Here is a 20,184-nt window from a genome sequence, read left to right as displayed (position 1 = left end):
GTGCCTTATAAATATATAACTTTGTTAAACAAACAATGAAATTAATCTTAAACAAAAAATAATTATGGCTTTTGAACTACCAGAATTAGGATACGCTTACGATGCGTTAGAACCACATATAGATGCAAGAACTATGGAAATTCACCATACAAAGCATCACAATGGATATACAACAAAATTAAACGCTGCAATTGCAGGCACAGATTTAGAAGGAAAATCAATTGAAGATATCCTTACAAATTTAGATATGAATAATGGTGCTGTAAGAAATAATGGAGGCGGATTTTACAATCACTCATTATTTTGGACAGTAATGAACCCAGAAGGAAAAGGTTATTTATCTGGTGAATTGAAAGACGCTATTGAAGCAGAATTTGGTTCTAAAGAAGCTTTTATAGACGCGTTTTCAAACGCTGCTGCAACACAATTTGGTTCAGGTTGGGCTTGGCTGTGTGTACACCCAGGTGGAAAAGTAGAGGTTTGTGCAACACCAAATCAAGATAATCCATTAATGCCAGATGTTTCTTGTGGAGGAACTCCAATTTTAGGGTTAGACGTTTGGGAACATGCATACTATTTAAATTACCAAAATAGAAGACCAGATTATATTGATGCTTTTTTCAAAGTAATAAACTGGAATGAAGTTGAAAAACGTTACGCTGAAGCAAAATAATTCGTTTTAAATAAATTTCTCTAAAGCACCCTTAATGGGGTGCTTTTTTTTTGCTTTTATTTTTTGTTTCGCCAAGATTCCTCAAAAATTTACCTTTTTTGGCTCGATTAGATTTCATATATTTACTGATTAGTCATTATCAAGGTGTAGTTTTCTATATATTTGATAATCAATATTTATGAATCTTATAAGTTGTTTAGAAAAAGTGTTTTGAATCAATTTTGTTGAAAGCAAATCACTTAAATTCTAGAAACTGATAAAAATATATTATTTTACATATGGCATGTGGAAGTTGTGGTACAACAGAAAATGGAGTACCTAGAGGTTGTAAAAGTAATGGAAACTGTGGTACAGGAACTTGTGGAAGTGGTAGTGAAAAACTAGCCGTTTTTGACTGGCTCTCTAATATGACACTACCAAGTGGTCAAGAGCGTTTTAATATTTTCGAAGTGCGTTTTAAAAACGGTAGGAAACATTTTTATAAAAATGTGGATAATTTACCATTAATAATGGGCGATATTATTGCAGTAGAGGGTGCTCCAGGGCATGATATTGGTACCATTTCTTTAGCAGGTGAATTGGTAAAAGTGCAAATGAAAAAGCGAAAAATTACCGAAGATCATGAAGATGTAAAGAAAATTTACAGAAAAGCAACTCAAAAAGATATTGATATTTGGCAAGAAGCCAGAGGTAGAGAAGAAGAAACGCAAAGAAGAGGTAGAGAAATTTTAGGCAAACTTGGTTTAAAAATGAAACTTTCTGATGTAGAGTTTCAAGGCGATGGAAACAAAGCTACTTTTTATTATACTGCTGATGCAAGAGTAGATTTTAGACAACTTATTCGAGATTTAGCGAGTGCATTTTCTATTCGTGTAGAAATGAAACAAGTAGGCGCAAGACAAGAGGCTGCAAGGTTAGGTGGTGTTGGTTCTTGTGGTAGAGAATTGTGTTGTTCTACTTGGTTAACCGATTTTAGAAAAGTAACTACTTCTGCAGCTCGTTATCAACAGTTGTCTCTGAATCCTCTAAAATTAGCAGGCCAATGTGGAAAATTAAAATGTTGTTTAAACTTTGAGTTAGATACGTATTTAGATGCTTTAAAATCGTTCCCAAAACAAGATTTGGTTTTAAGAACCGAAAAAGGTGATGCTGTTTTTGTTAAGATGGATATTTTTAAAAAACATCTCTGGTACACTTATAAAGAAGAGCGGTTTAAATGGTTTCGATTAACCTTAGATCAAGTTCAAGAAATTATAGACTTGAATAAAAATAACGAGAAATCAATGTCGTTAGAAGAGTATGAATCTGATGTAGAAATTCCTATAAAAGTAGATTTTGAAGATGCAGTTGGTCAAGATAGTTTAACTCGTTTTGATGCACCTAAAACAAGTAAAAGGAGAAGAAACAACAGAAATAAAAGAAGAAAAAAACCAGTTGCTGTTGCCAATCAAAATCAAGAAAATACTCAAAAAGTACAGCAGAAAAGAAAACCAAAACCAAAGCAAAACTCTAGAAGAAAACCTACAAATGGTAATCAACAGAATTCGAACGCACCCAAAAAAACGAATTCTAAACGAAACAATTCAAATACTAAAAGAAATGTATCAAATACTAAAAATAGGCCTTCTCAAAAATAAGAAAGTTGTTTTTTTGATGCTGTGTTTAGGGATTATTTCTTGTAGCGATTCAATTGAGTTTACCAAATACAAATCGCTACCAAACGCTTCTTGGAAAGCTAACAAAGAGATTTCTTTTGAGTTTGAGGTTACAGATACAATAGCACCCAAAAACCTCTTTATAAACATAAGAAATAATAAAGAATATGCGTTTAGTAATTTGTATCTGATTACCGAGCTTAAATTTCCAAATGGAAATAAAATTATTGACACTTTACAATACGAAATGGCAGATAAATCTGGCAGGTATTTAGGTGAAGGATTTACAGATATTAAAGAAAGTAAATTATTTTATAAAGAAAAAAAAGTGTTTCCAGAATCAGGAAAATATGTATTTAACATTCGTCATGCAATGCGAAAAAACGGAGAAGTAAATCCAATTTCTTTTTTAAAAGGTTTGCAAGATGTAGGTTTTAGCATTGAAAAAATACAATAGATTTCTATTATCAGTGGAAAGATAAATTATTGAAATCTCAATAAATTTGAGAAGAAGTTTTTATTATGGCAAAGAAACAAACAACAAGTTATAAAAAGTACCTCTTATGGTTTTGGGGTGTTCTTTTAAGCGGATTATTAATTTTAATTTTACTCTTTTACACAGCAGCTTCTGGTGGTTTAGGTGTATTACCAACTTTTGAAGAGTTAGAAAATCCGCAAACCAATTTAGCAACAGAGGTAATTTCTGCAGATGGCGTTACCATAGGTAAATACGCAAAAGAAAATAGAACTCCTGTAAAGTATGATGATTTGCCTCAAAACCTAGTAAATGCTTTGGTTGCTACTGAAGATGAACGATTTTACGAGCATTCAGGTATTGATTATAGAGGTACTGCAAGAGCAGTCTTAAAACCAGGTAGTGGAGGTGCAAGTACAATTACCCAACAATTGGCAAAAATGTTATTTACGGGTAGAGCCTCGCGAAATATTTTTAAAAGGATAGGCCAAAAAATGAAAGAATGGGTAGTTGCTACAAAATTAGAAAGGCAATATACCAAAAACGAAATTATTGCCATGTATTTAAATAAGTACGATTTTTTAAATCAAGCAGTTGGTATTCGTTCAGCAGCAAGAATTTATTTTGGTAAAGAACCTAAAGAATTAGAAGTACACGAGTCTGCAATGTTAGTGGGGATGTTAAAAAACTCATCTTATTTTAATCCGTTAAGAAGAGAGGCTAAAGTAAAACAAAGAAGAAATGTAGTGCTTTTACAGATGACCAAAAACGGTTTTATCACAGAAAGAGAAAAACTAGATTTACAACAGCTCGATTTAGGGATTAACTATACTCCAGAAAGTCACGACGAAGGTTACGCAACTTATTTTAGAACCCATTTACAAAAAGTGATGCGAACTTGGGTAAAAAATAATCCAAAACCAAATGGAGAAGAATACGATATTTTTAGTGATGGACTAAAAATATACGTAACCATAGATTCTAGAATGCAACAATATGCAGAAGAAGCCGTTTCAGAACACATGGCAAATTTGCAATCGTACTTTTTTAAAGAACAAAAAAACAATAAAACAGCTCCTTTTTACGATTTAGAAAAAAGTCAAATTAACGGAATTTTAGATAGAGCAAAAAGAAATTCAGAACGTTATAAAAGGTTAAAGATAGCAGGAAAATCATCTAAAGAAATAGACGCAATTTTTAAGAAAAAAACAAAAATGAACGTTTTTTCTTGGAAAGGAAACATCGATACCATTATGTCTCCAAACGATTCTATCAAATACTATAAATCGTTTTTACGTTCAGGCTTGTTATCCATAGAACCACAAACTGGTCATATTAAAGCTTGGGTGGGTGGTATCAATAACAAACATTTTAAGTATGATGCTGTTGCGCAACAAAAAAGACAAGTAGGTTCTACATTTAAACCTTTTGTCTATGCAACTGCTATCAATCAATTAAGAAAATCTCCATGCGATTTATTACCAAATACACCATACACCATTCCTAAAGGTAAATATGGCATTCCAGAAGAATGGACTCCAAAAAACTCGAATGATAAATATGGTGGAATGTTGAGTTTAAGGGATGCCTTAGCAACATCTACAAATGTGGTAACTGCAAATCTTATAGATCAAGTGTCGCCAACAAATGTGGTGCGTTTGGCAAAAGCAGCCGGTATTGAAACAACAATTAAACCCAACCCATCAATAGCCTTAGGTGCTGTAGATTTATCTTTATACGAAATGGTAAGTGCTTATAGTACATTTGCTAACAAAGGTTTACGTGTAAAACCAATGATAATTACCAGAATTGAAGATAAAAACGGAACTGTTTTGAAAGATTTTGTACCAAAAACCGAAGAGGTTTTAAGTGAAGAATCTGCTTATGTAATTTTAAATTTGTTACAAGGAGTTACTACTTCTGGTTCTGGGATAAGATTGCGTTCTAAATGGACGTCTGGAGGAAAAGCAGTTACAGGTTTCCCATATGAGTTCGAGAATGAAATTGCTGGAAAAACAGGAACAACGCAAAATCAATCTGATGGTTGGTTTATGGGGATTGTACCGAATTTAGCTACTGGTGTTTGGACAGGTGGAGAAGACAGAGCAACCCATTTTGCAGGCATTACCAAAGGTCAAGGAGCTACAATGTCTCTACCAACTTGGGCTTTGTTTATGAAAAAATGTTATGCAGATAAAACATTAAATATCAGTCAAGAAGAATTTGAAAAACCTGAAGATTTATCAATTCGAATAGATTGTGGTGATCAAGTTGAAGAAGAGGAAGAAGGCACAAAGAAAAAAGTAATTATCCCTGAAGAAGAAGAAACCGATTTTTAAATACCTTTTTTTATGATTTGGAAACCAACTAAAGAACATAGTATAACAACCAATATTGGAAAGTTGATGCAGCAGCATCAATTTTCTAGTTATAAGGATTTATGGAGTTGGTCTGTACAACAAAAAGAAGCATTTTGGCAAGAAACGGTTGATGCTTTAAACATCATTCAAGATAAAAAATACAATCAAATTTTAAATATTGATGAAGGCGTAACCCAAGCAAAATGGTTGTTTGGAGCAAAGATGAATATTGTAGATTCTTGTTTTCAAAATGATGAGGATGCTACTGCAATTGTTTTTCAAAAACCAAACCAAAGCATTCAAAAAATTTCTCAGAAAGCTTTACAAGAATTAGTAAATAAAATAGCCAATAGTTTTTCAAATCTCAATGTAAATATTGGGGATACAATTGCTATAAATTTACCAATGACTTTAGAGTGTGTTGCCATTTATTTGGCGGCAATAAAAGCAGGAATTAAAGTAGCAACAATTGTAGACAGTTTTACCGTAAATGAAATTAAAGTAAGGTTAGATTTAACAAAACCAAAAGTAGTTTTTACACAAGATTATTTGGTTAGAGCAGGTAAAAGTTTTCCATTTTATGAGAAAGTAGTAGCTGCAAAAGCTCAAAAAATTGTAGTAATTAATGCATTAAAAAATCAAGATTTTCACCTAAAAAATAATGATCTTTTTTGGGATGATTTTTTGTCTGATAATTCCAATTTTATCAGCGTAAAACAATCGCCTCAAGATTGTATCACTATTCTTTTTTCTTCGGGTACAACAGGAGAACCCAAAGCAATTCCTTGGAATCATACAACTGCAATAAAAGCAGCTTCAGATGGATTTTATCATCAAAATATACAACAAAATGATGTGGTTTGTTGGCCCACAAATTTAGGATGGATGATGGGGCCTTGGCTAATTTTTGCAGCATTAATTAACAAAGCAGCCATAGGTTTGTATTATGATGCGCCTTTACAATCTGATTTTGGCGAATTTGTACAAAATGGAAAAGTTACGATGTTAGGCGTAATTCCTAGTATTGTTAAACATTGGAAAAACTCAGGTTGTATGGAAACTTTAAATTGGGATGCCATTAAAAACTTCAGTTCTACAGGCGAGGTTTCCAATCCATCAGAAATGGAATATTTAATGTGTTTAGCTAACAATAAACCTGTAATAGAATATTGTGGAGGTACAGAAATTGGTGGTGGTTATGTTACAAGTACAGTGGTTCAAGATAATTTTCCAAGTACTTTTTCTACAAAAGCTCTGGGTAGTGATTTTGTGTTGTTAGATGAAAATCATCAACAAACTAACAAAGGAGAAGTATTTTTAATTCCGCCAATTATGGGCCTTTCTACAGAATTGTTAAATAAAAATCATCAGGAAATTTATTATGATGATACGCCTAAATATTCAACTGTTTTAAGAAGGCATGGAGATGAATTAAAGCAATTAGAAAACGGCTACTTTAAAATTTTAGGGCGAGTTGATGATGCCATGAATTTAGGTGGTATAAAAGTTAGTGCAACACAAATTGAAGAGGCTATTCTTCAATTACCTTTTGTATTAGAATCTGCAGCAATTGCTGTTGCTCCAAAAGATGGTGGCCCAGCAAAATTGGTAGTTTTTTATGTGGAGCATCAACAAAATGAAGCAACTGAAGACCGATTAAAATTGGCGCAAAAAATAGTAAAAACACAATTAAATCCGTTGTTTAAAGTGTCGGATTTGGTAAAAATTAAACAATTGCCAAGAACAGCATCTAACAAAATAATGCGACGTAAATTAAGAAATAGTTATTAATATGGAGTATTTAGCGAAAAAACCTATTTTGGTAATTATTCTTTTCACCATCTTTTTTAGTACTGTTTTAGGTCTAGTTTTTAAAGTAGAAAGTACATTTATTAGAAGTGGAATTGCTGCTGGTTTAGCTATAGTTTTATCGCCCAGAAAAAAGAAAATTAAAACACAAACAGGAGAAAAAACTCAAATTACTTGGCTGTTTTTGAAAAAACCAATTATTTTAGATTAAGTGTTTTCTTAATAACTGAAACAAAACAGTAAAAATAAAATACTAGATGAAAATTTTAAAAAAAATAGTTCCTTTTCTCTTTCCTCTTTTAGTGATAATTTTTGGGTTAATTATATACAAGGTATTGGGGTACGAACCTAATTCTTATACTATTCTTATAAATGTTATACTTGCTTATGTTTTATCGCCAAGGTTTAAAATAGTAAACAAACAGTCTGGAGAAGAGGAGCAAATGAAATGGTTGTTCTTTAAAAAAGTAATCAATAAAGAACAGTAAACATAATTTATTTTCCCTTTTAGGAAAATTAAAAGTCACTTTTATGAAAATAATCTCATACAATGTAAACGGAATTAGAGCAGCACTTAAAAAAGGTTTTTTAGACTGGTTGCAGGCTGCGAATCCAGATGTAATTTGTATTCAAGAAACCAAAGCGCATAAAGAACAGTTAGATTTAGAAGCTTTTGAAAATGCAGGTTATCCATATCACTATTGGTTTTCTGCACAAAAAAAAGGATATTCTTCTGTGGCTGTTTTGTGTAAAGAAAAACCTAATCATATTGAGTATGGTACAGGTATTGAAACGATGGATTTTGAAGGTAGAAACCTTCGTGTAGATTTTGATAAAGTTTCTATAATGAGCATGTATTTACCTTCTGGAACAAATCTAAATCGATTGAATTTTAAACTCAATTATATGGATGAATTTCAAGAATACATCAACACTTTAAAACAAGAAATTCCGAATTTAGTTATTTGTGGTGATTATAATATTTGTCATGAAGAAATTGATATTCATAACCCAAAAATGAAAGGCGTTTCTGGATTTTTACCAGAAGAGCGTCAATGGATTGGAGCGTTTATCGAAAGCGGATTTATAGACAGTTTTAGATACCTAAATCCTGAAAAACAAGAGTATTCTTGGTGGAGTTATAGAGCCAATGCTAGAGCCAATAACAAAGGTTGGCGATTGGATTATGCAATGGTTTCATCACCCTTAAAAGAGAAAATTTCTAGAGCCTATATTTTACCTGAAGCTAAACATTCAGATCATTGTCCAATTGCTTTACAATTAGATATATAAAATGAAAAAAGCTTATTTAGTATTGTTGTTTCTGGTATTTTTATCTGTAGATGTTTTTGCACATTCACAAACACAAAATACTGTAGTAAGAAACGGAATAGGACTTGGTTCTGTAATTGCAGTAGTAATTTCTTGGAGCAGAAATGAGTCTATTTTATTTGCAATTCTTCATGGTATTCTCAGTTGGTTTTATGTAATTTATTATTTCTTTGCCTTAAAAGAGAAATAGCCTAATATTTAGCATGAAAAAAATCTTATTATTTATATTGGTCAGCACTACAGTTTTTTCACAAGAAAAAATTGACAGTATCATAAATCCAGAAATTGACACCTTATTTATCGCTAAAGATTCTCTAAAAAAACCACTAAAAAAGGACTTTTTTACAGATGACGATTTAAAATTGATAGACAGTTTATTAGTGGATAAAAAATTCAATTCGCCATTAATAGATACCTTAGAATATGTAATCGATGATAAAGATATTTTAGGCAATCCTATTCAGGCAGTTACATCAGATTTGTTAAAAGTGCGTTTAGCAGATTTGAACGAAAGCACCCCTTTTAATTTGGCATATAATCCTGCTTTAGAAAAAGTAATTAATGGCTATTTAAAATATCGTAAAAAATATTATCCTGCATTAATGGCAAAAGCCAAATATTACTTCCCTATGTTTGAGCAGTATTTAGATCAATATGACATTCCTTTAGAAATGAAATATTTGGCAATCGTAGAATCTGCTTTAAGACCCAAAGCAAGGTCTGGAGTTGGTGCTGCTGGTTTGTGGCAATTTATGTATGGTACAGGCAAACAGTTTGGTTTAAAAGTAAGTTCTTATGTAGATGAAAGACACGATCCTGTAAAAGCAACCATAGCTGCATGTAAATATTTAAGTCAGTTGTATAGTATTTTTGGTGATTGGGATTTGGCTTTAGCAGCTTATAACTCAGGACCAGGGAATGTATCTAAAGCCATAAAACGATCAGGAGGTTTTACCAATTATTGGAATATTAGACCGTATTTACCAAGAGAAACAGCAGGTTATGTACCCGCTTTTTATGCAACAATGTATATTTTTAATTACGCCAAAGAGCACGATATTTATTCAGAATTACCGAAGTTTTTTGAGTTTCAAACAGACACAGTTCGTGTGCAACGAACCATTACGTTTAATCAAATTTCAGAAACGATTAAGGTTGATGAAGAGGTATTAACATTTTTAAATCCTTCTTATAAATTAAATATCATTCCGTATGTTAAAAATCGAGATTATGCCTTGCGATTGCCAACCCATAAAATCATCGATTTTTTAGACAAAGAAAAAGAATTGTATGCCTTAGCAGATTCTATTGACGCCAAAAGAGAAAAGCCATTACCCAAGTATTTTGAAATGGATAAACGTATTCGTTACAAAGTAAAAAGTGGAGATTATTTGGGCAAAATTGCCCATAAATTCGGAGTACGAATCAGTAGCATAAAACGCTGGAATGGCTTAAGAAGCAATAATTTAAAAATTGGGCAACGATTGTATATTTACCCGAAAAGAATTCGATAATTTTTTAAATTCGATAAAAGTTAAAATTCTTTACTGTTAAAACCAAAAATGGAACAATATTTGGTGCGTTATAAGGAATAACTAACCCAAAAACCTAAAAATATCAACTTATGAAAAAAATACTTTCCATAATAAGCATCACATTTTTATTAATTTCTTGTGTAGGAAATGACAAAATGATTTTGAGAGAATCTATAGGTAAGATTAACAAAGTAATGGTAGTTGCTAAAATTAGTGATTGGACAGGAGATGTTGGTAAAGAAATTAGAAATAATTTTGGCGAGTTACAGGTAGGTTTACCTCAAAGTGAAGCTATTTTATCGGTTTCGCAAGTAGCACCAAATGGATTTAGTTCTATGATGAAATCAAGTAGAAATATTTTAATTATTTCTGAAGGTGCAACCGAAAACTTTTCAGTCAAAAAAAATGTGTATGCAAGACCACAGACTATAGTTTATGTTCAGGGAAAAGATGATGCAGGTATCATCAAAATATTACAAGATCGTAAAACTGAACTTCGAAGAATTTTTTTAGATGCAGATATAGAATTTACGCAAAATATCTTTAAAAAAGAAAAGTTAGATGAAACACAATTCAAAACCCTACAAAATTTAGGATTATCGTTAATTATACCAGATAAATTTAGAAAAGTTGATGACACAGGAGAATTTTTATGGCTACGTAACCATTTAACAAGCGGCATTGCAAAATCTGGCAGTAATAATATTTTGGTGTATTCTGTGCCTTTAGTCGATAAAACTACTGTGGCAGATAGCATTGTAGCTGTGAGGAATAAGTTTGGTAAAAAGTATATTCCAGGCTCAAAAGAAGGCATGTATATGATTACTGAAAAAGCGTATACCCCTTTTACTTTTGATGCCACTATTGATGGAAAAAAAGCCTATGAAACCCGTGGAAAATGGGAAGTAAAAGACGATTTTATGGCTGGGCCTTTTTTAAATTACACAGTTCTAGATGAAAAAAATAATAGGCTAGTTATTTTTGAAGGGTTTACTTATGCACCAGCTGTTAGCAAAAGAGCATTTTTGTTTGAGTTAGAGGCTATTGCTAAATCTATGAAGATTCAATAATATGTGTGTCAATATAATATTATAAAAAGCTTAAAAGTAAAATTTTAAGCTTTCTTTGTAAACTATTATTGCTCAAAAAGTTATTTCTTATATTTGGTTATCAATCAAAAACTTTTTTATCATGGAAATGAATTTTTACATCTTTTTTTTAGTGGCATTAGTACCAATGATTCTTGGCGCTATTTGGTATGGACCTCTATTTGGCAAAGCTTGGATGAGCGAAATGGGATTTACAACAGAATCTCTCAAGGACACCAATATGCTGAAAACCTTAGCAATTTGTTTTATTTTAAGTGTTTTAGTTGCCTTTGCTTTAATGCCAATGACCATTCATCAAATGGGAGTATATTCAACTTTAGCAGGTGAGCCTGGTTTTGCAGAACAAACAGGAGAGGCATATTCTTACTTCGAAAACTTTGTTACTACCTATGGAGATCGTTTTAGAACGTTTAAACATGGAGCTTTTCATGGAATTATTTATGGCGTTTTCTTAGTATTGCCAATCTTGGGTATTATAGCAGTTTTTGAAAAGAAATCCTTAAAATATGTAGCAATTAATGCAAGTTATTGGATTGTAACACTCGCAATTATGGGTGGTATTGTTTGTAAATATGCCATGTAAATTTAAGTATTACAAACAATAAAAATGCCGCAAAAAGCGGCATTTTTATATGATATTATTTTAGTTTTAATAACCTACTTTGTCTCGCACACGTTGTAAAACATCATTGGCAACAAGTTTTGCTTTTTCAGCACCAATGCGCAGAGCTTCATCAATTTCATGTTTATTTTCCATATAATGATGATATTTTGTTCTCACATCAGCAAATTTATCAATAATTAATTCGTACAGGGCTTGTTTTGCATGGCCATAACCATAATTTCCACCTTCGTAATTTGCTCTCATTGTTGCAATTTGTACATCAGAAGCTAGCAATTTATACAAAGCAAAAACATTATCTGTATCTGGGTTTTTTGGTTCTTCCAAACCTTTACTATCCGTTTTAATACTCATTATTTGTTTTCTTAACTTTTTATCAGCTAAAAAAATATTGATGATATTATTTCGAGATTTACTCATTTTTTCACCGTCAATTCCTGGAACTAATTTGGTATGTTCTTGAATTTTTGCTTGAGGTTCAATCAAAGTTTCCCCAACAAGATTATTTAATCTATTTGCAACATCACGTGTCATTTCTAAATGCTGTAATTGATCTTTCCCTACAGGAACAATTTCTGCATCATACAATAAAATATCTGCGGCCATCAACATTGGGTAGGTAAATAAACCAGAATTTACATCTGCCAAACGATCTGCTTTGTCTTTAAAACTATGTGCTAAAGTTAATCGCTGGTATGGAAAAAAACAGCTTAAATACCAAGATAATTCTGTTACTTGCGGAACATCACTTTGTCTGTAAAACACAGTTTTATTAATATCTAAACCACAAGCTAACCAAGTAGCTGCAGTACTATAGGTGTTTTCTCTAAGTTGATTTCCGTCTTTAATTTGGGTTAAAGAATGCATATCTGCAATAAATAAAAAGGCTTCATTTTCAGGGGTGTTTGCCATTTCAATGGCTGGCAAAATTGCGCCTAATAAATTCCCTAAATGTGGTGTACCTGTACTTTGAACGCCTGTTAAAACTCTAGACATATTATAATTTTTTTTAGTATCAATCAGATATAAAATCCATCTGAGATGGCAAAAATAAGGTTTTGAATTATAAAATCTATCAAACAAAAGAAATTAGTATTTTAGCCACTTATGAAAATTCTAAAAATACCTTTTTTGCTTATTTGGCGCATTTGGTTTTACCTTTTAATCATTGTTACCATTCTTATCATGGTTCCTTTTTTATTGATTTTAACAGCTAAAGAAAAATATTATCCTGCATTTTGGAAAATGGTTAGAGTTTGGGCTAAACTATTGATTTATGGAATGGGTTTTCGATTAAACATTCAAAAAGATCAAGAGCTAGAACGCGATAAAAGTTATATGTTTTGTCCAAATCATGCTTCGTTAATGGATCCATTTGTACTAATTGCCTTGAGCAAAAACCCCATTGTTTTCGTTGGAAAACAAGAGTTTGTAAAGGTTCCGATTTTTGGTTTTTTTTATAAAAGAGTGGTGATTATGGTTGATAGAAGTAATCCTGAAAGCCGAAAACGGGTTTATGAAATGGCCAAAAAGAAATTACAAAACGGTACAAGTATGGCTATTTTTCCTGAAGGATTAGTGCCAACTGAAAACGTAATTTTAGCACCATTTAAAAATGGCGCATTTAGTTTGGCAATTGAATTTGGAATACCAATTGTACCACAGGTGTATTACGATTGCAAACGTTTTTTTTCTTGGGATTTTTTTAAAGGCAGACCAGGCGTTTTTAGAATTAAACAGCATAAATTTATTGAAACTAAAGGTTTGAATATTGAAGATAAAGAGGCGTTAAAACAACAAACGTTTAATATAATTTACAACGATTTGGTTAATGATAAAATGTATATGAAAGACACAAACAGACCTAATAATGAGCGCGAGTTTAAATCACCCATATAGTAAAAAAGAAGAGCAATTAAATATAATTTCTCATGGATTAGGATTGGTTTTAAGTACCATAGCCTTTCCATTTTTAACTCTAAAAGCTTTTGAATTTCAAGGCTTTTGGAAACCAGTAAGTTTTGTGATTTACGGATTAAGTATGATTATTTTATATGCTGCTTCTACTTTTTATCATGCAGCAAAAAATCCGAAGAAAAGAAGAAGACTTAATATTTTTGATCATGCAGCAATTTACGTATTAATTGCAGGCAGTTATTCACCCTTTTGTTTGGTAGGTTTAGATTCTAGTTTAGGGTGGTATATGTTTTTGTTTGTGTGGCTTTTTGCTTTAACAGGTATTATTTTAAAACTTTTTTTTACAGGTAGGTTTAACAAGCTATCTACAGCAATGTATTTATTAATGGGTTGGCAAGTTATGTTTTTTATAAAACCACTAATGGCTAGTTTATCAACAGAAGGTTTTCAATATTTAGTAGCAGGAGGGGTTTTTTATTCAGTGGGTGCGATTTTGTACTCCATCAAAAAAATACCTTATAACCACGCTATTTTTCATGTGTTTGTTTTGTTGGGTAGTTTAAGTCACTTTTTGGCGATTTACAATTTGTAAAATTACCAGTTTTTAAAAGGGATTTTGCTTAAACTCGAATTGTAATATTTTTTGTTGCCAGTAACTTCTTTACCTAACCAAGTTGGTTTTTCGAAGTTTTCATCTTCCGAAGTTAGTTCTATTTCAGCAATAATTAAACCATTATTATCGCCATAAAATTCATCAACTTCATAAGTATGCTTTCCTTTTTTTACTAAAAAACGAGTTTTATCAATAATTGAAGGTTCACAAAGTAAGAGTAATTGTTCAGCCTCATTTATGTCAATTTCTTTTTCCCACTCAAAACGAGTAGTTCCAGAAGTATTAGAGTTTCCTTTTACAGTTATAAAAGCCAAATCATCAGCAATTCTAATTCTAACAGTTCGGTTTTTATCAGAATTCAGGTAACCTTGTTTTATTTTTTTTTGGAGGTAAGCTTCTTGCTTATAGTCTTTACTTTTTAATAAAAATTTTCTTTCAATTTCTAAAGCCATAAAAATAGTCGATTTTTTGTACTAATATAACTGATTTTATCGTTTGTTTACAATAATTAAATATCTTTGATAATATAAGTAGTTTTATGAAAAAAGTTATTTTTCTTTTTCTCTTTTGTGTAAATTCGATACTATTTTCACAAGTTGATTATAGCGATTCGTGGCAAGATTTTTATTCATACAATAATGTAAAAGACTTTGTAAAAGTAGGCGATATTATTTATGCTTTGGTAGATAATGCTGTATTTACTTTTGATGAAAACACATCTGAAATTCAAAAATTTTCATCAATTCAGGGTTTATCTGGCGAAACGACTTCTGCAATGTATTATAGTGTGGATTTTGACAGGTTAGTAATTGGGTATGAAAATGGTTTGATTGAAGTTATTGACGAAAATGGTGCAATTACCATTTCATCAGATGTTGTAAATTTCAATCAATCTGGTAATAAAAGAATCAATCATATTGCTGGTTTTGGCAACACCTTATATTTGTCTACACCCTTTGCTATCGTTGAATATGATATCGAAAAATTAGAATTTGGAGATACTTTTTTTATCGGCAATGGGTCAACATCACTCATTATTAATAAAACATTAATTGCCAATAATACCATTTACGCAGTTACAGAAGATGGTATTTTTACAGCAAACGTTACAAGCAATTTGCTGATAGATTTTAACAATTGGCAACAAACGTTTTCAGCACGTAATTTTACAAATATAGTGCAATTTAACAATCAAATTTATATTTCAGAAGGTCGCAATTTATTTGAGTTGAATGCAGGTACTTTATCTTTGGTGAACAATTTTTCCGAAAATATTATCAATGTAAATGCGTCATCATCTCATCTATCCATAACATTACAAAAAAGTAGCATTGTTTTAGATGCAGCATTGAATGAAGTAACTACTTTAGAAAGCACAACAGATTTTGATTATACATTATCAAATTCACTTGTTTTAGACAACACCTTTTATTTGGCAACAAAAGAATTCGGTATTTTAACCTCAAACATCAATCAATTTAATAGCTATACAGAGATTCATCCTGAGGGACCTTTGTCAAATGGAGTTTTTTCAATTGATGTTTTAAATAATAATCTTTGGGTGGTTTATGGTGGATATAGCCCCACATATGCACCAAATTTTAACAAACAAGGGTTTAGCCAGTTCAATGGAGTAAATTGGATCAATACACAGTACAATCCGGATATTCCTGTTACAGATTTAAGTGATATTTCTATTGATCCCAATGATGAAAATAGAGTGTTTTTAGGATCATTTGGTACAACCAATCAATTTGAAAGCTTTGCAACAGGCGGTTTGGCTGTTGTAGAAAATAACGAAATTACAGCATTTTACAACCAACAAAATAGCCCTTTAGATGATATTGATACAAGACCTTCTTTTATCTCAATACGAGTTCCAAGCACTGTTTTTGATAATCAAGGTAACTTATGGGTAACTAATGTAGGGGTACAAGAAGAGTTGAAAAAGTTATCGCCATCTAACCAATGGACTAGCTACGATTTATCATCTATAAAAGCGAATGATGTTATAGGTTTAACAGAAATTATTGTTGATAAACTTGGCAACAAGTGGATTGGCACAAGAAGAAATGGGGTATACGCTTTTAATGAAAACGGTAATAGAAAAAGAGCCTTATCAACCCTACCTAATGTAGGAAATTTGCCAAATTTAAATGTATTAACCTTAGCTGCAGATAACAGTAATAGAATTTGGATAGGCACCAGAACAGGTATGGTAGTTTTTAGAAATGCTTCCAATATTTTTGATGCTCAAGTTTTAAATGCTGAGCCAGTTATTATTGAAGAAAATGGTGTAGGGGAAAGGTTGTTAGGCGATCAAACAATAAATACCATTGTTGTAGATGGGGCAGATAATAAATGGTTTGGTACAGACAGTGGTGGTGTTTTGTACACCAATCCTTCAGGGCAAACAACTTTAGCAAAATTTAGTACAGAAAATTCTCCTTTACCATCTAATAAAATTTTAAAAATTCGAGTAGATGATATTAATGGTAAAGTGTATTTTGCTACAGATAAAGGTATTGTAGTATACAATAGTAATGTGGCACCTTTTGGAGAAGTTTTGGGTGATGTTTATGCATATCCAAACCCTGCTTTAAAAAACCATGCAACCATTACAATTGATGGTAGAAATGGCACACATTTACCACAAGGCACCAATGTAAAGATTTTAGATGTTGCAGGTAATTTAGTTTATGAAACTAATGTTATAGAAGGGCAAGAACTACAAGGAGGAAAAGTAGTTTGGAATAAAAAGAACTTGGCAGGTAATAAAGTGGCATCTGGTGTGTACATTGTATTAATGACTAATGAAGATGCTTCAGAAACTGCCACAGTTAAAATTGCAATTGTAAATTAATGGCAATTGTAACCACAAAAGCCATTGTGTTAAGTGCGCTAAAATATGGTGATACGAGTTTAATTGTAAAATGCTACACAGAAGATGAAGGTATAAAAAGCTATATGATAAGAGGGGTTTTAAAGCCTAAAAAAAAGGGAATTAAAGCTGCTTATTTTCAACCTTTAACACAATTAAAAATTGTAGCAAACCACAATACTAAAAACACCCTAAATTCAATAAAAGAAGTTCAAGTAATACATCCATATAAAACAATTCATGCAGATATCGTAAAGCAATCTGTAGTGTTTTTCTTGTCGGAAGTTTTGGCAAATTCCATTCAAGAAGAAGAGCAAAATAAAACCCTGTATAGTTACTTAGAAACTGCTTTTACTTGGTTAGATGTTCATGATAAAATTGCAAATTTTCACCTTCTTTTTTTATTAAATCTTACAGGTTTTTTGGGTTTTTATCCAGAGATGTCTCAACAGAACAAGGCAGGTTTTAATTTGTTAGAAGGTGTTTTCTCTGATGATATACAAGATAAAAATGTTATTCACCACAACAATTTTTATCAATTTAAAAAGCTGTTAGGCATAAATTTTGATGATATAGAAAATGTGTCTTATAGTAAGGATGAAAGACAATTGGTTTTACAAACCATAATTCAGTATTTTAAGTTACATTTGGGCAGTTTTAGAACACCAAAATCCTTGCAAGTTTTAGAAACCGTTTTTAGTTGATGATGAAGTATTTATGTTTTGTGTTTTGCTTTTTAGTAAGTAGTATTTCTTTTGCCCAAAAAGTAAAAGTTTTAGATAAAGAAACTGGTAAAGTAGTTAAAAATGTAACTGTTTTTAACGAAGCGAATAGCATAAGTTTAACAACCGATGATTTTGGGATTACAGACATTTCATCGATTAAAGAAAATGAAATTATCTTTTTCTCTCATTTATCGTATGCTGTTTTTAGAGTAAAAAAATCAACATTAAGAAAACGAAAATTTACAGTTTACTTAACAAAACAGTCTGAAGAATTGGATGAAATTGTTATTTCATCATTCAAAAAAGCAGAAAAGGCAAAACGAATTGCAGAACAAATAGCAGTACTTTCTCAACAAGATATTCAAAAGGTATCACCTCAAACTTCGGCAGATTTGTTGGCAACGATTCCTGGTATTAAAGTACAGAAATCGCAGTTTGGTGGTGGTAGTCCTGTAATACGTGGAATGGAATCTAACAGAGTGTTGTTAGTGGTTGATGGAGTGCGAATGAACAATGCGATTTACAGAAAAGGGCACTTACAAAACGCCATTACGCTATCACCAAATTTGCTAGATAAAACAGAGGTGGTTTTTGGACCTTCGTCTGTAATTTATGGTTCAGATGCTTTGGGTGGTGTAATTCATTATTACACAAAAACACCTAAGCTATCAGAAAAATCAAAAATCACAAGTCAATTTTTTTCGAGATTTTCTAGTGTAAATCAAGAAATTACAAATACGGTTTCAGCGGAAATAAGTCATAAAAACTGGGCATCTTTTACAAGTGTTTCTCATTCAGATTTTGGCGATTTAAAGGCTGGAGAAAACAGAAATCATGGTTTTTTAAATTGGGGAAAAGTTTTCTATTTTTCAGAAAATGAAAATGGTAATTATGCTGAGAATCCAACATTAAATTCTGATCCTAATTTGTTAAGAAACACAGGCTTTAAGCAAACAGATGTGTTGCAAAAATTCTTTGTGCCTTTGTCTAAAAACACAGATTTAAAAATTAATTTACAATATTCTACTTCTTCAGATATTCCTAGATTTGATCGGTTAACCGAACTTAAAGATATCACAGATACATCTTCCTTAAAATTTGCAGAATGGTATTATGGACCTCAAAACCGATTGTTAATTTCATCGCAAGTGTTAATCAATCCTAATAAAAACTGGTTAGAAAGTGGTGCAATTACTGCTGCTTATCAAAATATTGAGGAAAGTAGAATTCAAAGAAAGTTTGGCAGTTTAGATAGAAGTTACAGAGAAGAAACTGTTGATGTTTTTAGTGTTAATGGAGATTTTTCTGTGCCTGTAACCGAAGATAAAACAAGGGTTTTATCGTATGGTTTTGAGTTTGCTTATAATAATGTAACATCAAATTCTTACGGAAAAACGTTAGATATTGTTGATGATAAAATTACGGGTTTTGCTGATGATTTTAAAGTGCAATCTCGATATCCTGATGGAGGTAGTAATTTTTTAACTTCTGCTGCTTATTTAGGATACAGACAAGATTTAAGCAGTAAATCTACCTTAAATACAGGAATGCGTTTTACAAATACCAATAAAAATGCTACGTGGGTAGATGATACTTTTTTAACCTTCGAAAACAAAACGTTAAGTAAAAACAATTCTGCTGTAACTGCCACTTTAGGGTATGTTTATAAGCCAAACAGAAATTGGCAATTGAATAGCGTATTATCATCTGGATTTCGATCTCCAAATATCGATGATGTAGGCAGAGTTCGTGAAAAAGCGGGTAATGTTACCATACCCAATATTAATGTAGACCCTGAGTTTGCCTACAATGCAGAAATAGGAATTTTAAAGTATTTAAATAAAAGAAGATTTAGAATTGCAGCTAACGTATATTACACATTGTTAGATAATTATATACAAAGAGATTTTGTGTACAATGCAGATGGTAGTATTTTACAAGTGGCTTTTGATGGTGAATTTGGCAATGCTGTGAACAATCAAAACAAAGGGAATGCATACATTTTTGGATATACTTTAAATTATTTGGGTAAAGTTTCTAAAACCATAAATACCTCAGGTTTTATTACCTATTCCAAAGGTAGAACTTATGATACTAAAGAGCCAATGTCGTCAATTCCACCATTATTTGGTCAGTTTCAAATTAATTATCAAAAAGATAAAATTGCTTTGGGTGCAGATTTTCGGTTTAATAGTAAAAAAGACATCGAAGATTTTAACTTTACAGAAGGTATTGATAATCATGATTTAACCCCAATAGTAAACGCAAGTGCTACCAACGATGTTGATAAATTTTACGGTTCTCCAAGTTGGATGACTCTTGGCGTAAATGGTAGTTACGAGGTTAGTGATAACTTTTCTGTACAAGCAAGACTCGATAACATGTTTGATGAACATTACATAGAATTTGCTTCTGGGGTTTCTTCTCCAGGTAGAAATTTATCGGTTTCTTTTATGGCTAATTTTTAGTTTAAAATAA

General features: G+C 31.6%; 19 protein-coding genes. 17 read left to right on the top strand and 2 right to left on the bottom strand.

The window, feature by feature from the left end; translation table 11 throughout:
• Positions 1-64 precede the first annotated feature (64 nt).
• From ACTG3V_RS05805 to ACTG3V_RS05750, 12 genes are all read left to right on the top strand, one after another.
• Positions 65-673 carry a superoxide dismutase gene (locus ACTG3V_RS05805; RefSeq protein WP_439131196.1) on the top strand — a complete coding sequence of 203 codons (609 nt, stop codon included), beginning with the start codon at positions 65-67 and terminating at the stop codon, positions 671-673.
• 278 nt (positions 674-951) lie between these two features.
• Positions 952-2,310: a PSP1 domain-containing protein gene (locus ACTG3V_RS05800; RefSeq protein WP_439131195.1), complete on the top strand. Its 1,359-nt coding sequence runs from the start codon at positions 952-954 to the stop codon at positions 2,308-2,310.
• A 16-nt stretch (positions 2,311-2,326) separates the two neighbouring features.
• Complete coding sequence (locus ACTG3V_RS05795; protein ID WP_439131194.1) at positions 2,327-2,785, top strand: gliding motility lipoprotein GldH; 459 nt, start codon at positions 2,327-2,329, stop codon at positions 2,783-2,785.
• A 65-nt stretch (positions 2,786-2,850) separates the two neighbouring features.
• Complete coding sequence (locus tag ACTG3V_RS05790; protein ID WP_439131193.1) at positions 2,851-5,142, top strand: transglycosylase domain-containing protein; 2,292 nt, start codon at positions 2,851-2,853, stop codon at positions 5,140-5,142.
• 12 nt (positions 5,143-5,154) lie between these two features.
• Positions 5,155-6,954 carry an AMP-binding protein gene (locus ACTG3V_RS05785; protein WP_439131192.1) on the top strand — a complete coding sequence of 600 codons (1,800 nt, stop codon included), beginning with the start codon at positions 5,155-5,157 and terminating at the stop codon, positions 6,952-6,954.
• Position 6,955: 1 nt separating this feature from the next.
• Positions 6,956-7,183, top strand: coding sequence for a hypothetical protein (locus ACTG3V_RS05780; RefSeq protein ID WP_439131191.1), 228 nt, complete (start codon positions 6,956-6,958; stop codon positions 7,181-7,183).
• 46 nt (positions 7,184-7,229) lie between these two features.
• A complete protein-coding gene (locus ACTG3V_RS05775; RefSeq protein WP_439131190.1) occupies positions 7,230-7,460 on the top strand; it encodes a hypothetical protein in 231 nt (76 codons plus the stop codon).
• A gap of 43 nt (positions 7,461-7,503) precedes the next feature.
• Positions 7,504-8,265, top strand: coding sequence for an exodeoxyribonuclease III (locus tag ACTG3V_RS05770; protein ID WP_439131189.1), 762 nt, complete (start codon positions 7,504-7,506; stop codon positions 8,263-8,265).
• Position 8,266: 1 nt separating this feature from the next.
• Positions 8,267-8,494 carry a hypothetical protein gene (locus tag ACTG3V_RS05765; RefSeq protein ID WP_439131188.1) on the top strand — a complete coding sequence of 76 codons (228 nt, stop codon included), beginning with the start codon at positions 8,267-8,269 and terminating at the stop codon, positions 8,492-8,494.
• Positions 8,495-8,507: 13 nt separating this feature from the next.
• Positions 8,508-9,818: a transglycosylase SLT domain-containing protein gene (locus ACTG3V_RS05760; protein WP_439131187.1), complete on the top strand. Its 1,311-nt coding sequence runs from the start codon at positions 8,508-8,510 to the stop codon at positions 9,816-9,818.
• Positions 9,819-9,928: 110 nt separating this feature from the next.
• Positions 9,929-10,909 carry a DUF4837 family protein gene (locus ACTG3V_RS05755; RefSeq protein ID WP_439131186.1) on the top strand — a complete coding sequence of 327 codons (981 nt, stop codon included), beginning with the start codon at positions 9,929-9,931 and terminating at the stop codon, positions 10,907-10,909.
• Between the two features lie 121 nt (positions 10,910-11,030).
• The gene (locus ACTG3V_RS05750) at positions 11,031-11,531 is read left to right on the top strand and encodes a DUF1761 domain-containing protein (RefSeq protein WP_439131185.1); all 501 of its coding nucleotides are present in this window, start codon (positions 11,031-11,033) and stop codon (positions 11,529-11,531) included.
• 66 nt (positions 11,532-11,597) lie between these two features.
• Here the strand turns inward: ACTG3V_RS05750 and trpS are convergent, their stop codons facing one another.
• Positions 11,598-12,566: a tryptophan--tRNA ligase gene (gene trpS / locus ACTG3V_RS05745; RefSeq protein ID WP_439131184.1), complete on the bottom strand. Its 969-nt coding sequence runs from the start codon at positions 12,564-12,566 to the stop codon at positions 11,598-11,600.
• A 189-nt stretch (positions 12,567-12,755) separates the two neighbouring features.
• Here trpS and ACTG3V_RS05740 point away from each other — a divergent pair, with 189 nt between their 5' ends.
• Both ACTG3V_RS05740 and trhA read left to right on the top strand, forming a co-directional pair.
• Complete coding sequence (locus ACTG3V_RS05740) at positions 12,756-13,469, top strand: lysophospholipid acyltransferase family protein (protein ID WP_439131183.1); 714 nt, start codon at positions 12,756-12,758, stop codon at positions 13,467-13,469.
• A complete protein-coding gene (gene trhA / locus ACTG3V_RS05735; protein ID WP_439131182.1) occupies positions 13,441-14,079 on the top strand; it encodes a PAQR family membrane homeostasis protein TrhA in 639 nt (212 codons plus the stop codon). Before ACTG3V_RS05740 ends, trhA begins: the two co-directional genes overlap by 29 nt.
• A gap of 2 nt (positions 14,080-14,081) precedes the next feature.
• On the opposite strand, the gene ACTG3V_RS05730 is transcribed toward trhA, so the two are convergent.
• Positions 14,082-14,552: a CYTH domain-containing protein gene (locus ACTG3V_RS05730; RefSeq protein WP_439131181.1), complete on the bottom strand. Its 471-nt coding sequence runs from the start codon at positions 14,550-14,552 to the stop codon at positions 14,082-14,084.
• Positions 14,553-14,638: 86 nt separating this feature from the next.
• Between ACTG3V_RS05730 and porZ the strand changes: the two genes are divergently transcribed.
• Genes porZ through ACTG3V_RS05715 form a run of 3 tightly spaced genes read left to right on the top strand, consistent with a single transcriptional unit; the run spans position 14,639 to position 20,174 of the window.
• Positions 14,639-16,963, top strand: a complete 2,325-nt coding sequence (gene porZ / locus ACTG3V_RS05725) for a type IX secretion system anionic LPS delivery protein PorZ (protein WP_439131180.1) — start codon at positions 14,639-14,641, stop codon at positions 16,961-16,963.
• Positions 16,963-17,685 carry a DNA repair protein RecO gene (gene recO / locus ACTG3V_RS05720; RefSeq protein ID WP_439131179.1) on the top strand — a complete coding sequence of 241 codons (723 nt, stop codon included), beginning with the start codon at positions 16,963-16,965 and terminating at the stop codon, positions 17,683-17,685. Before porZ ends, recO begins: the two co-directional genes overlap by 1 nt.
• Positions 17,685-20,174 (top strand): TonB-dependent receptor, encoded by a 2,490-nt coding sequence (locus ACTG3V_RS05715; RefSeq protein WP_439131178.1) that lies wholly within the window; start codon positions 17,685-17,687, stop codon positions 20,172-20,174. The genes recO and ACTG3V_RS05715 overlap by 1 nt, the downstream gene beginning before the upstream one ends.
• The last annotated feature ends 10 nt before the right edge of the window (positions 20,175-20,184 follow it).

The sequence above is a fragment of the Polaribacter sp. genome (assembly GCF_965660385.1).
Taxonomy (GTDB): domain Bacteria; phylum Bacteroidota; class Bacteroidia; order Flavobacteriales; family Flavobacteriaceae; genus Polaribacter.
This window is presented reverse-complemented; position numbering and strand designations above follow the sequence as displayed.

Excerpts from the sequence above, each read along its gene's own strand:
- porZ (WP_439131180.1), top strand. The coding sequence starts at position 14,639 with ATGAAAAAAGTTATTTTTCTTTTTCTCTTTTGTGTAAATTCGATACTA.
- ACTG3V_RS05775 (WP_439131190.1), top strand. The coding sequence starts at position 7,230 with ATGAAAATTTTAAAAAAAATAGTTCCTTTTCTCTTTCCTCTTTTAGTG.
- ACTG3V_RS05780 (WP_439131191.1), top strand. The coding sequence starts at position 6,956 with ATGGAGTATTTAGCGAAAAAACCTATTTTGGTAATTATTCTTTTCACC.
- ACTG3V_RS05760 (WP_439131187.1), top strand. The coding sequence starts at position 8,508 with ATGAAAAAAATCTTATTATTTATATTGGTCAGCACTACAGTTTTTTCA.
- recO (WP_439131179.1), top strand. The coding sequence starts at position 16,963 with ATGGCAATTGTAACCACAAAAGCCATTGTGTTAAGTGCGCTAAAATAT.
- ACTG3V_RS05715 (WP_439131178.1), top strand. The coding sequence starts at position 17,685 with ATGATGAAGTATTTATGTTTTGTGTTTTGCTTTTTAGTAAGTAGTATT.
- ACTG3V_RS05795 (WP_439131194.1), top strand. The coding sequence starts at position 2,327 with ATGCTGTGTTTAGGGATTATTTCTTGTAGCGATTCAATTGAGTTTACC.
- ACTG3V_RS05750 (WP_439131185.1), top strand. The coding sequence starts at position 11,031 with ATGGAAATGAATTTTTACATCTTTTTTTTAGTGGCATTAGTACCAATG.
- ACTG3V_RS05785 (WP_439131192.1), top strand. The coding sequence starts at position 5,155 with ATGATTTGGAAACCAACTAAAGAACATAGTATAACAACCAATATTGGA.
- ACTG3V_RS05730 (WP_439131181.1), bottom strand. The coding sequence starts at position 14,552 with ATGGCTTTAGAAATTGAAAGAAAATTTTTATTAAAAAGTAAAGACTAT.
- ACTG3V_RS05805 (WP_439131196.1), top strand. The coding sequence starts at position 65 with ATGGCTTTTGAACTACCAGAATTAGGATACGCTTACGATGCGTTAGAA.
- trpS (WP_439131184.1), bottom strand. The coding sequence starts at position 12,566 with ATGTCTAGAGTTTTAACAGGCGTTCAAAGTACAGGTACACCACATTTA.
- ACTG3V_RS05800 (WP_439131195.1), top strand. The coding sequence starts at position 952 with ATGGCATGTGGAAGTTGTGGTACAACAGAAAATGGAGTACCTAGAGGT.
- ACTG3V_RS05755 (WP_439131186.1), top strand. The coding sequence starts at position 9,929 with ATGAAAAAAATACTTTCCATAATAAGCATCACATTTTTATTAATTTCT.
- ACTG3V_RS05740 (WP_439131183.1), top strand. The coding sequence starts at position 12,756 with ATGGTTCCTTTTTTATTGATTTTAACAGCTAAAGAAAAATATTATCCT.
- ACTG3V_RS05765 (WP_439131188.1), top strand. The coding sequence starts at position 8,267 with ATGAAAAAAGCTTATTTAGTATTGTTGTTTCTGGTATTTTTATCTGTA.
- trhA (WP_439131182.1), top strand. The coding sequence starts at position 13,441 with ATGAGCGCGAGTTTAAATCACCCATATAGTAAAAAAGAAGAGCAATTA.
- ACTG3V_RS05790 (WP_439131193.1), top strand. The coding sequence starts at position 2,851 with ATGGCAAAGAAACAAACAACAAGTTATAAAAAGTACCTCTTATGGTTT.
- ACTG3V_RS05770 (WP_439131189.1), top strand. The coding sequence starts at position 7,504 with ATGAAAATAATCTCATACAATGTAAACGGAATTAGAGCAGCACTTAAA.